General features: G+C 44.1%; 12 protein-coding genes and 2 pseudogenes. 4 read left to right on the top strand and 10 right to left on the bottom strand.

The annotated features are described in order from the left end of the window. Positions 1 to 18 precede the first annotated feature (18 nt). Complete coding sequence (locus RH96_RS09650; RefSeq protein ID WP_010200445.1) at positions 19 to 780, top strand: SDR family oxidoreductase; 762 nt, start codon at positions 19 to 21, stop codon at positions 778 to 780. 140 nt (positions 781 to 920) lie between these two features. Here RH96_RS09650 and RH96_RS09645 read toward each other — a convergent pair whose 3' ends face one another. The 3 genes from RH96_RS09645 to RH96_RS09635 all read right to left on the bottom strand — a co-directional run bounded on the left by RH96_RS09645 (position 921) and on the right by RH96_RS09635 (position 5,174). After that, positions 921 to 2,465 (bottom strand): bifunctional 2-methylcitrate dehydratase/aconitate hydratase, encoded by a 1,545-nt coding sequence (locus tag RH96_RS09645; protein WP_010200442.1) that lies wholly within the window; start codon positions 2,463 to 2,465, stop codon positions 921 to 923. A gap of 144 nt (positions 2,466 to 2,609) precedes the next feature. Further along, on the bottom strand, positions 2,610 to 3,236 hold the full coding sequence (locus RH96_RS09640) for a GNAT family N-acetyltransferase (protein WP_010200440.1): 627 nt from the start codon (positions 3,234 to 3,236) through the stop codon (positions 2,610 to 2,612). Between the two features lie 72 nt (positions 3,237 to 3,308). Continuing rightward, positions 3,309 to 5,174, bottom strand: a complete 1,866-nt coding sequence (locus RH96_RS09635; protein WP_010200437.1) for an ABC transporter ATP-binding protein — start codon at positions 5,172 to 5,174, stop codon at positions 3,309 to 3,311. Between the two features lie 114 nt (positions 5,175 to 5,288). On the opposite strand from RH96_RS09635, the gene RH96_RS09630 reads away from it, so the two are divergent. Further along, positions 5,289 to 5,753, top strand: coding sequence for a DMT family transporter (locus tag RH96_RS09630; RefSeq protein WP_010200434.1), 465 nt, complete (start codon positions 5,289 to 5,291; stop codon positions 5,751 to 5,753). On the opposite strand, the gene prpF is transcribed toward RH96_RS09630, so the two are convergent. After that, positions 5,750 to 7,018, bottom strand: a complete 1,269-nt coding sequence (gene prpF / locus RH96_RS09625) for a 2-methylaconitate cis-trans isomerase PrpF (RefSeq protein WP_010200431.1) — start codon at positions 7,016 to 7,018, stop codon at positions 5,750 to 5,752. The genes RH96_RS09630 and prpF overlap by 4 nt on opposite strands. Before the next feature lie 133 nt (positions 7,019 to 7,151). Between prpF and RH96_RS09620 the strand changes: the two genes are divergently transcribed. Further along, positions 7,152 to 7,373 carry a TA system antitoxin ParD family protein gene (locus tag RH96_RS09620; RefSeq protein ID WP_010200429.1) on the top strand — a complete coding sequence of 74 codons (222 nt, stop codon included), beginning with the start codon at positions 7,152 to 7,154 and terminating at the stop codon, positions 7,371 to 7,373. A 3-nt stretch (positions 7,374 to 7,376) separates the two neighbouring features. Then, the gene (locus tag RH96_RS09615; protein ID WP_010200428.1) at positions 7,377 to 7,667 is read left to right on the top strand and encodes a type II toxin-antitoxin system RelE/ParE family toxin; all 291 of its coding nucleotides are present in this window, start codon (positions 7,377 to 7,379) and stop codon (positions 7,665 to 7,667) included. Positions 7,668 to 7,683: 16 nt separating this feature from the next. On the opposite strand, the pseudogene RH96_RS15245 reads toward RH96_RS09615, so the two are convergent. From RH96_RS15245 to acnD, 6 genes and pseudogenes are all read right to left on the bottom strand, one after another. Continuing rightward, positions 7,684 to 7,791: pseudogene (locus RH96_RS15245) on the bottom strand (type II toxin-antitoxin system Phd/YefM family antitoxin); the annotation flags it as partial. A 26-nt stretch (positions 7,792 to 7,817) separates the two neighbouring features. Next, positions 7,818 to 8,306 carry a hypothetical protein gene (locus RH96_RS09610; RefSeq protein ID WP_010200422.1) on the bottom strand — a complete coding sequence of 163 codons (489 nt, stop codon included), beginning with the start codon at positions 8,304 to 8,306 and terminating at the stop codon, positions 7,818 to 7,820. A gap of 114 nt (positions 8,307 to 8,420) precedes the next feature. After that, complete coding sequence (locus tag RH96_RS09605) at positions 8,421 to 8,681, bottom strand: Txe/YoeB family addiction module toxin (protein ID WP_010200420.1); 261 nt, start codon at positions 8,679 to 8,681, stop codon at positions 8,421 to 8,423. 113 nt (positions 8,682 to 8,794) lie between these two features. After that, positions 8,795 to 9,043: pseudogene (locus RH96_RS09600) on the bottom strand (type II toxin-antitoxin system Phd/YefM family antitoxin); the annotation flags it as partial. Between the two features lie 90 nt (positions 9,044 to 9,133). After that, positions 9,134 to 10,468, bottom strand: a complete 1,335-nt coding sequence (locus RH96_RS09595) for an NAD(P)/FAD-dependent oxidoreductase (RefSeq protein ID WP_010200416.1) — start codon at positions 10,466 to 10,468, stop codon at positions 9,134 to 9,136. A 258-nt stretch (positions 10,469 to 10,726) separates the two neighbouring features. Beyond that, the gene (gene acnD, locus RH96_RS09590; protein WP_010200413.1) at positions 10,727 to 13,360 is read right to left on the bottom strand and encodes a Fe/S-dependent 2-methylisocitrate dehydratase AcnD; all 2,634 of its coding nucleotides are present in this window, start codon (positions 13,358 to 13,360) and stop codon (positions 10,727 to 10,729) included. Positions 13,361 to 13,624: the final 264 nt, after the last annotated feature.

The raw sequence follows: 13,624 nt of genomic DNA, 5'->3' as shown, positions 1-13,624 counted from the left end.
ACAAAAAAAGGAATCGTTATGAGTACCAAAACTTATCTAATCATCGGCGGTACGGGTGGCATTGGCAAAGCCATGGTAGAGCAATTGGTAGAGAGTACGGCCAATAGTGGAGACAAGGATAGCCTGCGCGTCTTTGCTACTTATCATAAGAGCGTTCCTGATTTTGCAGCGGACAATCTCTATTGGGTGCCCATGGACATCTGTGACGAACAAAGTATCAAACAAGCGGCGGATGTCATTAGCCAGCATACCAGCCATATTGATTGGCTCATTAACTGTGCAGGACTTCTACATACCGCGACGCAGCAACCAGAAAAATCACTACGTCAGATTGAGACGGATTTTTTCTTAATAAATATGCAGGTCAATGCCTTAGCCGGTCTGCTTATTGCTAAGCACTTTAAACCTTTATTGGCCAAATCTGAGCGTAGTAATGACAATCCTGCCGTTTTTGCCACTATTTCTGCACGAGTCGGTAGTATCAGTGACAATCAGTTGGGCGGTTGGTATAGCTATAGGATGAGCAAAGCGGCGCTCAATATGGGTATGAAAAATCTGAGTATCGAATGGTCACGGTCGCTAAAGGATGTGTGCGTGGTCGTCATGCAGCCCGGAACCGTCAACACGCAACTGTCAGCGCCTTTTCAAGGTAATGTGGCTGATGGGCAGTTATTCTCGCCAGCCTATAGTGCAGAATGCTTATTAGAAGTGCTAAGTCGCATGAAGGCTGCGCAATCGGGCAGCTTTGTTGATTGGGCAGGGGAATCTATACCTTGGTAGCGCCAAACGATTGAACATTGAAATTGATTCAATTCAATAGAACAAAATAGGGCGTGTCGTTATCATGATATTAACGACACGCCCTATTTTATTGATAATACAAGGATAAATTAAGCGTAAATCTCTAGGTGAGAAAATGCTTAGTTCGCCATAAACAAGTCCATAAACTCATGCACGGGCGTCTGCTCCAAGCGTTTTTGATCGCTGCATAACGCAAAAATAGCCTCACAGCGACTGTCTATAAAACGCGTCGCCAGACTGGCTCGAAACTTGGCTTCTAATACAGGCAAACCTTCTTCACGGCGGCGTTTGTGACCGATAGGGTATTCTACAGCGACTTTATCGGTACTGGTGCCATCTTTAAAGAACACTTGAATGGCATTGGCAATCGAACGTTTGCTTGGGTCATGATAGTCTTTTGAATATCGCGGATCTTCCTCTACCACCATTTTGCGGCGCAACTCATCGATCAATATATGATGCTGCTCATGATAATCGTCTTCATAGTTCTCTGCCATTAGGTCTCCTGTGAGCAACGGCACAGCCACCATGTATTGCAAGCAATGATCCCTGTCAGCAGGATTGGCAAGCTCACCTTGTTTGGAGATGATCCGAATCGCTGAATCATGGGTCGTCAAAACGATTTTTTCGATGTCATCAATTCTGTCTTCGATACGCGGGTACAAAATAACGGCCGCCTCGCATGCCGTCTGCGCATGAAACTCAGCGGGGAAGCTTATTTTAAATAAGATGTTTTCCATCACATAACTGCCAAAGTCACGCTGGAAGGTAAAGCGACGCTCGCTTTCGGGTTTGGTGGCTAAGTCTTTATTGGTGTGGCTAAACAACACATCATAGAATCCCCACTGCGGTGCGGTTAATGCGCCAGGAATACCCATCTCACCGCGTTTGGTGATATCTACCAAGCGTACGGCACGGCTGGTCGCGTCACCTGCGGCCCAAGACTTGCGGCTACCTGCATTGGGCGCATGACGATAGGTGCGTAGTGCTTGTCCATCGACGAGGGCTTGTGAGATAGCCGCCATAATACGCTCGCGCGGTAGGTTATAGAGCTTGGCGACGACCGCAGTTGAGGCCAATTTTACTAAGAAGACATGGTCAAGACCAACGCGGTTAAAGGAATTGTCTAGTGCCAATACGCCTTGGATTTCGTGCGCCATAATCATCGATTCGAGCACGTCTCTCATGGTGAGCGGTGCGCGACCTTGGCTGACGTTTTGCTGACTAATATAATCTGCGACTGCCAAAATACCACCGAGATTGTCTGACGGATGTCCCCATTCGGCCGCCAACCACGTATCGTTATAGTCTAGCCAGCGTACGATGCAGCCTATGTCAAAGGCGGCTTTGATAGGGTCGAGGCGATAATTCGTGCCGGGCACACGCGCGCCATTTGGAGTGATTTGATCAGGGCAATCGGGACCCAAATGCTTGGTGCATTCAGGGAAACGTAGCGCCAGTAAACCACAGCCCAGTGTATCCATTAAACAGTAACGGGCGGTACTCCAAGCATCATCACTGTTTTCGGAGTCTTTATCGATAGAGTAAGTTAAAACATAGTCGGCGATTTTTTGGATTTCATCGTCATATTCTGGACGGACGTTGCTTTCTACTGTCGCACTACTTATATCCGGATTGGTCGTATCTGAGTTGCTGTTTGACATGGTCGTCTCCTTTTCCTTGAGTGTGCTACTTCTTTAACCAATTATCTTGGTTATCCTTTTAAAGCAGTCATCATTTAAAAGTAGCATACTCAATATGGAACAACCAAATTGAATTATGTTAAGAATTAAGACGTTAGCAGCCGTTTAAATCATTAAATACAGCAGACCTAAAATAAACAAAGCGGCCATAATAAACAGCAAAAACCCCAAAATTTTGGTCGTCGTTGTCGCGGTATCCGTGCTCTCTTTTTTGACTTTGTTTTTCTTAGCAACGTATAGCACCATTTTCACATGCTCGATATTGTCCTCAAGATAATGCTCGCCTTCAGGCACAAAACCCAAAGACTCATAAAAGCTGAGTAAGTAAGCCTGTGCAGAGAGTATGATCGGGCGCTTCTTACCATACTTTTTGCGGCAGTGCGCAATGGCTTGATTCATCATCTGCCGTGCTAGGCCGTCCCCTCTATGCTCTGATAATACCAGCACTCTACCGATGGCAGGCATAGACGTATGATTGGTCTTAACCGCAGGATCGGCGACTGATAGATTTGATTTCAGCTTATTGAATTCAGGTGGAATGATGCGGCAATAGCCAATCAACGTTTCATTTTTATGCGCAACTAAGTGCAGACAATCAAAGTCCACCTCATCCATATCTTGATACGCACAGTTTTGTTCGACAACGAAGACCTGCGAGCGCGCTTTTAAAATATGATAAAGATCAACTGCGGTCAGCTCGTCAAAGGTTTTTATAGAAAATTCACAAGTCATAGTGGGCTAGCTTCTGGCAATAGGCGGTAAAATAATGGGCATTATAACGATTTAGGCAGGTATTAACCATTCCTAACCGTTTAGGGTCTGGCTGATCTTATCTAAGTTTAGGCTATCCGACATAGCGCTAAAGATTTCAAAGTATTTGCCACGCTGGGCATAAAGTGCCTCGTGCGTACCTGTCTCAACCACGCGACCATCTTCTATCACGACCAAGTCATCAGCATCGATGATTTGGGCAATATTGTGTGAGACCATAATCACGGTACGGTCTTTTTTGATGAGATCTAGGCTTTTTTTTACCTGTTGGCTGGCGATGGCATCGAGGCTGGCGGTTGGCTCATCCAAAAACACAATAGGCGGGTCTTTTAAAAACATCCTTGCCAAGGCAATACGCTGCTGTTGACCGCCTGATAGGGATTTTGCGGTGCTCTCATAACCTTTAGATAAATTAATGATTTGCTCATGGATGGAGGCTTTTTTTGCTGCAATGATAATATCTTCATCAGTCGCATTCATATCACCATAACGGATATTTTCGCTAATCGTACCGGAAAAAATATGATTGCTTTGTAGTACCAGACCGATATTTTGACGCAATTCATGCGTATCGCAGTCGGCTAAATTATGCCCGTCTAAGCATATCATGCCAGCATCCGGCGCGTAAAATTTTACCAATAAGCTAATAATCGTGCTCTTGCCAGCACCACTTAAGCCCACCAGTGCAGTGATACGATTTGGCTTAATAGTAAAGCTGACATCTTTTAGTGCTTGTGTACCATTAGGATAGGTAAAATCGACGTTTTTTAGCTCAATGTGACCTTTTAAATCTTGACTACTTCTGCCAGTGATATTTTCAACTTGCTCGTCATCTTCTAATATCTCAAAAAACCCTTCGGCATAGGTCAGGGCATTATTGATTTGATCATAAATACGATGTAATTGACGGATAGGGGCCGCGACGTTTTGGAACAGCATGACATGAAACAAAATCATGCCAATCGTCATCTCGCCTTTTAACACAAAATAAGCCGTGAGAAGAATGATAACCACCACACCAATCTGCTCGATAAAGGTCTTTATCGCATCATAAATAAAACCGATACTGCGAATACGCAGCTGGTTGTCGGTCATTTCCTTTTGAATGGCTAAGTGCTTCTCAGCTTCGATGGACTCACGGACAAAGGATTTCACCACACTGATAGAGTTAATCAGCGAGATAACCAAACCACTCTTAGCTTCTCTATAGCCACGCATCTGCCGACGGAAGCCTTGCAGACGCCGCGCTTGTTTTTGACTGATGAAAAAGTAAATGGGAATGATAATAAGACCGACCAGACCAATCCAAAAATTGGTCGAAAACATGATAATGAGTGAGACGATCGCACTGGCAAACAGCGGCAGCATATCGATAAAGAAGTTTTGCACTAAACTGGTTAAGCTACTGACCCCATAATCAATACGCGTTTGCAATTTGCCGCTGTCGTTTTCACTACTGGTATAAAACGCCATTCGATAAGTGAGAATGCGCTCAATGATTTTTTGCGATAAATCGCGAGACAAGTTAATACGAATTTTTTCACCAAAAAAGCGCTGACCAAAAGAGATAAATATCGACAGTATTTCTTTGGTCAAAAGCACCGCACTAATAATACCTAGCATACGCAGACCAGCCTGCCATGGATCAGCAAGCGTGGCAATTTCAGTCAAGGTATCAACGGTATAACGCAGTACAAAGGCGTTGACCTGAGCGGTAAAGGAACCAAGCACTGTTAATATTAAAGTGGCAATAATTAAGGTTTTGTAAGGCGCGGCAAATACTGCCAGCTTTTTTAAAATATCCCACAGCAACGCCCGCCGTTCAGTTTTCTTGATCGGAGGTCTCTTGTCTAGTGGCTTATCTAGTGACACGCGGCTCGGTTGGGGAGAATTTGGCATAAACGCTTAACTCATAGGTATTAATATTTCACTAAATCGTATTTATATTAAATTATTGAAATAAAGTTTAGTATTATATAAAGACATTTTTTATTTAATTTTGGTGAATACCGTTTGAAAATCCTTCCTTACGTCTTAATCAGCCTTTTAGGTGGTGCTATTGTTCCGCTGCAACTGGCTATCGTCAATGCTTTTCGAGAAAGTACACAAGCCTCTCAAATACAATCTACCTTTTATTTATACTTAGGAGGTGCATTAGCTTCTTTAGTACTATCGTATATAATGAGCGGAGGTATCAAGCCGCCAATGATCGAAAACGCGACGTGGTGGATGTGGTTGCCAGGATTTTTGGGCAGTTTTTATATCTTATTCATGTTCATTGCCGCGCCAAAGATAGGCGCAGGGAATACGCTGCTTTGGGTGTTTCTTGGGCAAATGTATTTTGCCCTGATACTAAGCCAAACTGGATTGTTTGGCTTAGAGGTTAAAGCGATAGATATCTATAAAATCGCTGGCTTAGCCTTAGTTACTATAGGTGGGATGTTAATGATATATGGTGAGACGAGAGTTAACGTTTAAAAAGCATCCGCTGGCACAAAAACTTCACCAACCATGATACGCCTTGCTGATCGGCTCATAGACACTTTTTTGGCTTGCCAGCGTCCATCAACCAGTTCAGTTTTTCCACCGACGAGCAATGTACCTGATGGATGACCAAAACGCACTTCATTAAGCTGCTTTTCAGATTGACCTTCACCAGCTGCCGCTTGATTGACGAGCGTGCCTTGTGTGGTTGCCGCGGCAGCAATAGCAACTGCTGCTGTACCCATCATGGCATGATGCAACTGACCCATACTCATGGCACGTACGACTAAATCAATCTCGCCTGCATCGACCGATTTACCACTAGAGGCCGTATAACTTTGTGCTGCGCCCACCCAAGCGATTTTAGGAATGTGTTGGCTGGTCTGCGCCTCGCTGATATCTTTAAACACTCCCATCGCCACACCACCTTTGGCACGGATTTTCTCCAGCTTGGCAAGTAGCTCACCGTCACTGTTGATATCACCTTGCAATTCAGTACCGGTAAAGCCCAAATCTTTCGCTTTCATAAAGATGGTTGGGATACCAGCGCTAATGAAGGTGGCTTTGACACTATCAGCGTTTAGACCGCAGCCGGTAACATCGAAGTCATCGACCAAGTTGCCAGTAGGGAACATATCGCTGGTGGCATCTACAGGGTCGATAAATTCAATTTTGACTTCAGCAGCTGGGAAGGTCACGCCATCTAATTCAAAGTCGCCCGTCTCTTGAACTTGTACTTTGTCATTTGCGTCTTTATAGACTGGGACATGAGCGATAATCGTTTTACCGATATTCTCTTGCCAAATGCGTACTTCACAAATACCGCTTTCAGCACCTTCATCGATGCTATTAGCAATTTTATCGGCATTGACCAAATCCATATTAATAGCGCACGCACCGACTGCTGCGGTTAAGTTGCCACAGTTACCCGCCCAATCAATCATTGGCTTGGCGATATTGACTTGTCCAAACAGATAGTTCACGTCGTGATCTGATTTGTCAGAGGCCGATAAAATCACCGTTTTTGACGTGCTGGAGCTACCATTACCCAAACCATCGATTTGCTTGCCATAAGGATCTGGGCTGCCGATAACCCGCAATAGGAAACTATCGCGCGACTCGCCAGCAACTTGGCAGCGCTCAGGTAAATCGGACAATTTAAAGAAAGTACCTTTTGAAGTGCCACCGCGCATGTAGGTGGCTGGGACGGAGATTTGCGGGGCGAATTTTGCTTTGTTTTGAGAAGTTGGTTGAGTCATTCTTGGACATCCTTTTCTGACTTAAAGTAATTAAATTCGTTCATATTGATTATCTGTGGTAAAATACCACAGTATTGTAAATTACTGAGTTTAATAGAAATTTACTTCATTTTAGTATATTGAGGAGACTATTATGGCCACAGCCAGTATCCGTCTTGACCGATTATTAGTTGATAAAGCACATGCCATTGCAAAAGCACAACATCGTACTCCACCAAAGCAAATTGAACATTGGGCAACCATTGGGCAAATCATGGAAGACAATCCTGATTTATCTTATGAATTTGTTCGTCAGCTTTTGATTGCACAAGCAGAAGTTGATGCTGGTATGGTTCAACCTTATGAATTTGGATAAATAATGACTCAGCCTTTAAGCGTTATCCAATCGCACAGTTTCAAAAAAGCGGTTAAAAAATTGCATAAAAATCAAAAGGCTGATTTAGATAATGCTGTACGTTCCATCATTGAAAATTCTGATTTAGGTGTGCAGAAGGTAGGTGACTTAGCCTCTGTACGTGTCTACAAGTTTAAAATGCTAAAGCAGTTAACCTTATTGGCTTATCAAATTGATGATGGGCAGCTTGTCCTTACCTTATTAATGATTGGTACACATGAGAATTTTTATCGTGATGTTAAATTACTGCTTTGAGATTTTTCTTAGCAGCTCAATACTGCGCAATGGACTTAGCTAAATGAGCCGCATTAGTAGGTGATTTGATCAGATAGACAGTCTCTATCAAGCCATTATAATAATCAAGTAACATGATAACCGCATCATCTGTCAGAGTATCATTATTTATTATCTCATTGAATTGGTCGTCCCACCCACAGAGGTGACAGAGACAATCTCCAAACCCGTTAGGGTTCTTTTAATTTTGAGTGTGTCATGTGTTTTACTACTGATTGCGCCTATCGCGCCCATACTGACGTTATTGATTTCGTCATAACTGGCACGGGATTTTTGCCAAGGAAAGCTTGAGATAACGTCCACGTTTTCAAAATGACCCGAGGTACTCGCCTGCATAATGACAAAAGCCGCCTGAGATTGCTTCAAATAGCCGCACAGCTCATTTTTACCACCCTCAACTTCCCATGTACCGTCAGTCGTTTTGTGATTGATCGTCACCTCTACCTCATCGCTGTAGTTGTCACAAGCAGCGACAGGATCATTCATAGCCAGCGTCTGATGCTCCATCAAAAACGTCTCTACATGACTGGGGGTCAGTAAATAATAACTTTGAGCCAAATATAGTGCTCCTGCGGCAATCAATAGTTTAAACCAACCCATAACCCTCTCAATTTTTTTCAGTGATAAATACGACCGTTATTATGCATAAATTATTGATGAATGTTGAGTAAATTTTTAGCTAGATAGTCGTTTAAATCAGTTTTAAAGTGACTCTCAATAATGATAGCGACAAGAAATAATCGTGAGGTAATTATCATCGACGGCATAGACCAAACGATTGGCGTCATCAATGCGTCGGGACCAAAACCCTGATAGATTCTCTTTTAGGGGCTCAGGCTTGCCAATACCATCAAACGGATTACGCTTACATTCGATGATGAGCTTATTGATACGTTTGAGTGTTTTTTTGTCTTGTGTCTGCCAGTACAAATAGTCCTTCCACGCAGCATCTGTCCATGCTAATTGATCACTCATTATCAGACCTTTTATGGTTATTAAAGCCTTTGAGTTCAAGCATTCTCAATGTTGCTATCCGTATGCTCACTATCACCGCTGCTACCATCACTTTTACCACTGCCTTCTGCCGCATCAATTAGCTCACGCGTAACAGTCTTGCCCGCTTTATATTGGGCAATAGAATCCGCTAAGTGCGCCGCATTGGCAGGAGATTTTAATAGATAGACGGTTTCCATCAGACTGTTGTAATAGTCTAGTGACATAACCACTGCATCATCAGCATCGCGGCGGGTCACGATAGTGGCGTTGGCATCATCATTTACTGTGTCTAGGACGGACTTTAAGTGCTTTCTGGCTTCTGAAAAACTAACGACTCTCATGGCTTACTCCTTTCATGACATACTCTATAACTTGTACAATATATCGTACATATTACGCTATTAAGTACAACCATTCAATATCATTATGACTTACGACTCTTTTGCCGCTGTACTATCTTTGGTTAGGGTTAACTTGTCTTCGTGAGGCTGAATACCCATCCGAAACGACTGATTGCCAGTCAAAAAAGCAGTCATCCAATTCCAAGTTGTTGCCAAACGATTTTTGGCAGTGCTGAGCGACAAGATATGAATAACCACCCATGCAAGCCAAGCTATGATGCCTTTTAAGTGCATGCCTTTTATATCGGCGACTGCTGTTAAGCGTCCAATCATCGCCATATCACCACTATGTTTATATTGAAATGGTTCAACTGTTTTGTCACTTAAGTATTTTCCAAGGTACGTACCCTGACTACTCGCAACCTGTCCCAATTGAGGATGACCATTAGGATAGTGGTCATCATGAGTCGCCAGTGCAATATCACCAAGCGCATAGATATCTTTGTGATTTATCAGAGCCAAATGAGCATCGACCATTAAGCGATTTCCGCGCCCATAATCATCGACATTAAGACCGTTTATAGGCTCGCAAGTGACACCCGCCGTCCAAATCAGATTGTGTGTGTGAAGGGTTTTACCACTTTTTAGTGTGACTATATGACCATCGTAACGCGCTACAGGATCACTAAAAACAAGATCAACGTTGAATTTTTCCATTTGCAGCTGGGTATAGCGTTGCGCCTCAGCACTCATCGGTGCGAGCAAAACGGGATCAGCCGTGACCAGCGTGATACCACCGACATTTTCTAGTAGCTCAGGATATTCTTTATGTAGCGTATATAAGCGAATCTCGGACATTACACCTGCCAGCTCAACACCACTAGGGCCACCACCTGCAATCACAATAGAGAGATAAGGCTCACGCTCTTCTACTGGCAAAGAGGCAGCGTAATTAAATTGCGCCAGCATATGATTGCGAATACTCAAGGCATCCTTGATCGTCTTCATAGGCAGTGCATAAGCTTCAATATCCTTATTACCAAAATAATTGGTCTCAGCACCAGTGGCGATAATCAGGCGATCGTAAGACACATTGCCTGTATCAAGGGTCACGACTTTATCTTCGGTATTGATACGAAGGAGATTGCCTTGACGGTAGCGCACATTGTCATAATTTTCGATGAATCGTCGTAGCGGATAACTAATATCTGATGACGCTAAAAATCCAGCAGAGACTTGATATATCAGCGGTGGGAAAAAGTGATAGTCATTACGGTCAACTAAGGTGATACGATCAGCGCTATATTTGGCCAATTGCTCAAGACAGCGAATACCGGCAAAGCCTGCACCAATCAATACGATATGACGGCGGTTGTCTTCTTGAGGGCTCACTGTGTTTTTGATGTCTACTATAGATAATGCCATCTTATTTATCCTTATAGTCTTTACAGTAAATAGTGAAATAACAAAAACTGATAAGAGTTCAATGAAATAATGCAATTATCAGGATAATACTTTGTGAACCAAACCAGTATATTATAAATCAATCGGGTTTGAAACCTATAGCAAGAGAACAAAGGCTGAATTTTGTTCATTAATTTAGCGAAAATTAAAAAAAGAGCCACTCTTAAAGCAGCTCTTTTTGTCTCTACGTTTTAAAAAACTTGAAGCAAAGGCAAGGATTTACACAATATCTAGCGTACCCTCGATAAACTCTTTGGCAAAACGTTGTAGCATACCGCCTGCGTTGTACATTTTGACTTCATCAGCCGTATCTAAACGGCAGATAATAGGTGTCTCAGTAGTGCTGCCATCAGTACGATGAATAACTAGTGTCATCAACCCGCCAGCAGAGACTTCGCCCGTGACATCAAAGGTTTCCGTGCCATCGATATTTAATGTATGACGAGTCGTACCTTCTTCGAACTGTAAAGGTAGCGCGCCCATGCCAACTAAGTTTTGACGATGAATACGTTCAAAGTCCTCAGCGACGACGGCTTCCACACCAGCGAGACGCACACCTTTGGCCGCCCAGTCACGACTTGAGCCTTGACCATAGCCATCACCTGCGATGATGATGAGCGGCTGCTCACGGTTCATGTAGGTTTCAATTGCTTCCCACATACGCATGACTTGACCTTCTGGCTCTACGCGCGCCAGTGAGCCTTGGATGACTTCACCGCTGTCGTCGAGTACCATCTCGTTCAATAGCTTAGGATTGGCAAAGGTGGCACGCTGTGCCGTTAAGTGATCACCGCGATGGGTGGCATACGAGTTATAGTCCTCGGCAGGCAAGCCCATGGTATCAAGATATTCACCAGCCGCTGAATCACCCAAAATAGCATTCGATGGTGACATATGGTCGGTCGTGATATTGTCGCCCAATACTGCCAACGGACGCATACCTTTTAATTTGTTCATCGCTGCCATTTTGCCTTCCCAATACGGCGGACGGCGGATATAAGTGGTCATCTCGCGCCAGTTGTATAATGGGCTTAAAGCCTTGCCCGTGTCTTTTTTGGCCTCATCAAACATCGGGATATAGACGGCATTGAACTGTTCAGGCTTCACGGCTTCTGCCACGATAGCATCCACTTCGTCATCGTCGAACCAGATGTCTTTTAGGTAAACCTCATTACCGTTTTGGTCTTGGCCTAATGAGTCTTTTTCAATATCAAAGCGAATATTACCCGCGATAGCATAAGCGATAACCAGTGGTGGTGATGCTAAGAAGGCTTGCTTGGCATAAGGATGGATACGACCATCAAAGTTACGATTGCCTGATAAAACTGCGGTGGTGAATAGATCGTTATCGATGATTTCTTTTTCGATATCAGGATCAAGCGCGCCACTCATACCATTACAGGTGGTACAAGCAAAGCCAACCACATCAAAGCCTATTTGCTGCATCTCAGACATGAGACCGGCTTCTTCTAGGTACATTTTTACCGTTTTAGAGCCGGGGGCTAGTGATGTTTTCACCCAAGGTTTACGTAATAAGCCTTTTGCATTGGCATTACGGGCGACGAGGCCTGCCGCAACCATGTTGCGAGGGTTAGAAGTGTTGGTACAGCTGGTAATGGCAGCAATGATAACCGCGCCATCTGGCATCAGACCGTCTTTTGGTTCAGGTAGTTTTTCGTCAGCGCCATGAGCAATGCCTTTGGCAACCAAATCCGTGGTCGATACCCGTGCATGTGGACGCGAAGGGCCAGCCAGATTACGTACGACTGCTGACAAATCAAACTCAAGGACGCGCGCATATTCGGCGTTTTCCATGCCATCAGCCCATAGGCCAGTTTGCTTAGCATATTGCTCGACTAGTTTGATTTGCGCTTCACTACGACCGGTAAGGCGCAGATAATCGATGGTTTGCTCATCGATATAGAACATCGCTGCCGTTGCGCCATATTCAGGGGTCATATTAGAGATAGAAGCACGATCACCAACGGTTAGCTGGCGTGCGCCATCACCGAAAAATTCAATATAAGTAGAGACCACGCCTTCGTTGCGTAGGAACTCAGCCATTGCCAAGACCAAATCGGTACCAGTAACGCCTTTTTGCAATTTACCGGTTAATTTTACGCCAACAAAATCAGGCAGGCGCATATAGGATGGATTCCCCAGCATGACGCTCTCGGCTTCTAAGCCGCCAACACCGATTGAGATAACACCTAAGGCATCAACCATAGGCGTATGGCTATCCGTACCAACGAGGGTATCAGCAAAGGCCACTTCACGACCGTCTTTGCCTTTTACGACTTGTACCACTGGCGACATTTTCTCTAAGTTAATTTGATGCATGATGCCGTTACCAGGCGGTACGACGTTGACGTTATCAAAGGCATATTCACACCAGTTGATAAAGTGAAAACGGTCATCGTTACGGCGTTCTTCGATAGCACGGTTTTTCTCAAAGGCGTCTTCTTCAAAGCCTGCATGCTCAACAGCTAGTGAATGATCAACGATGAGCTGAGTAGGAACGATAGGGTTTACTTTCGATGGGTCACCGCCTTGCTCAGCGATGGCATCACGCAGGCCCGCCAAATCAACAAACGCTGTCTGACCCAAGATATCATGACAAACGACGCGAGCCGGATACCAAGGAAAATCAAGGTCTTGCTTACCCTGAATATGCTGGGTCAATGCGGCGGTTAAGTCTTCAGGTGGGCAACGACGAACCAAGTTTTCACACAGTACTTTGGATGAGTACGGTAGTTTGTCATATGCGCCCACTTCGATATTCTCAACGGCTTCACGGGTATCAAAGTAATATAAATCCGTATCAGGTAATGGCTTTTTGAATTGCTCATTCATGGGTTGTACTAGGGCGTTGTCCATAAGTCACCTTTGGCGGTTGGCTGATTAATTTAGGTTGAAATTTTTTTAGCAAAATCATTGCTATGCCGTTGTTATCGCTAATGTTGTCATTAGTAGTGCTGGCAGGCTTTGCTAAAAAAACGGTATAAATTTGCAAGGAAAATAAAGGTAAGAGTAAGAAAATGTAGGGTGCGACCTGTGTACCTGAAAGTCGTTATTAATACGATGGAACACACCCTATCAAGCTAAAACTTACTCAAC

Source organism: Psychrobacter sp. PAMC 21119 (genome assembly GCF_000247495.1).
Taxonomy (GTDB): domain Bacteria; phylum Pseudomonadota; class Gammaproteobacteria; order Pseudomonadales; family Moraxellaceae; genus Psychrobacter; species Psychrobacter glaciei.
Note: the sequence above shows the minus strand (reverse complement) of the source record. Positions and strands in the feature narration are given on the sequence as shown.

What these genes read in the sequence shown, in the direction of transcription:
- RH96_RS09650 (WP_010200445.1), top strand. Translation starts at nt 19, where the DNA reads ATGAGTACCAAAACTTATCTAATCATCGGCGGTACGGGTGGCATTGGC.
- RH96_RS09645 (WP_010200442.1), bottom strand. Translation starts at nt 2,465, where the DNA reads ATGTCAAACAGCAACTCAGATACGACCAATCCGGATATAAGTAGTGCG.
- RH96_RS09640 (WP_010200440.1), bottom strand. Translation starts at nt 3,236, where the DNA reads ATGACTTGTGAATTTTCTATAAAAACCTTTGACGAGCTGACCGCAGTT.
- RH96_RS09635 (WP_010200437.1), bottom strand. Translation starts at nt 5,174, where the DNA reads ATGCCAAATTCTCCCCAACCGAGCCGCGTGTCACTAGATAAGCCACTA.
- prpF (WP_010200431.1), bottom strand. Translation starts at nt 7,018, where the DNA reads ATGACTCAACCAACTTCTCAAAACAAAGCAAAATTCGCCCCGCAAATC.
- RH96_RS09620 (WP_010200429.1), top strand. Translation starts at nt 7,152, where the DNA reads ATGGCCACAGCCAGTATCCGTCTTGACCGATTATTAGTTGATAAAGCA.
- RH96_RS09615 (WP_010200428.1), top strand. Translation starts at nt 7,377, where the DNA reads ATGACTCAGCCTTTAAGCGTTATCCAATCGCACAGTTTCAAAAAAGCG.
- RH96_RS09610 (WP_010200422.1), bottom strand. Translation starts at nt 8,306, where the DNA reads ATGGGTTGGTTTAAACTATTGATTGCCGCAGGAGCACTATATTTGGCT.
- RH96_RS09605 (WP_010200420.1), bottom strand. Translation starts at nt 8,681, where the DNA reads ATGAGTGATCAATTAGCATGGACAGATGCTGCGTGGAAGGACTATTTG.
- RH96_RS09595 (WP_010200416.1), bottom strand. Translation starts at nt 10,468, where the DNA reads ATGGCATTATCTATAGTAGACATCAAAAACACAGTGAGCCCTCAAGAA.
- acnD (WP_010200413.1), bottom strand. Translation starts at nt 13,360, where the DNA reads ATGAATGAGCAATTCAAAAAGCCATTACCTGATACGGATTTATATTAC.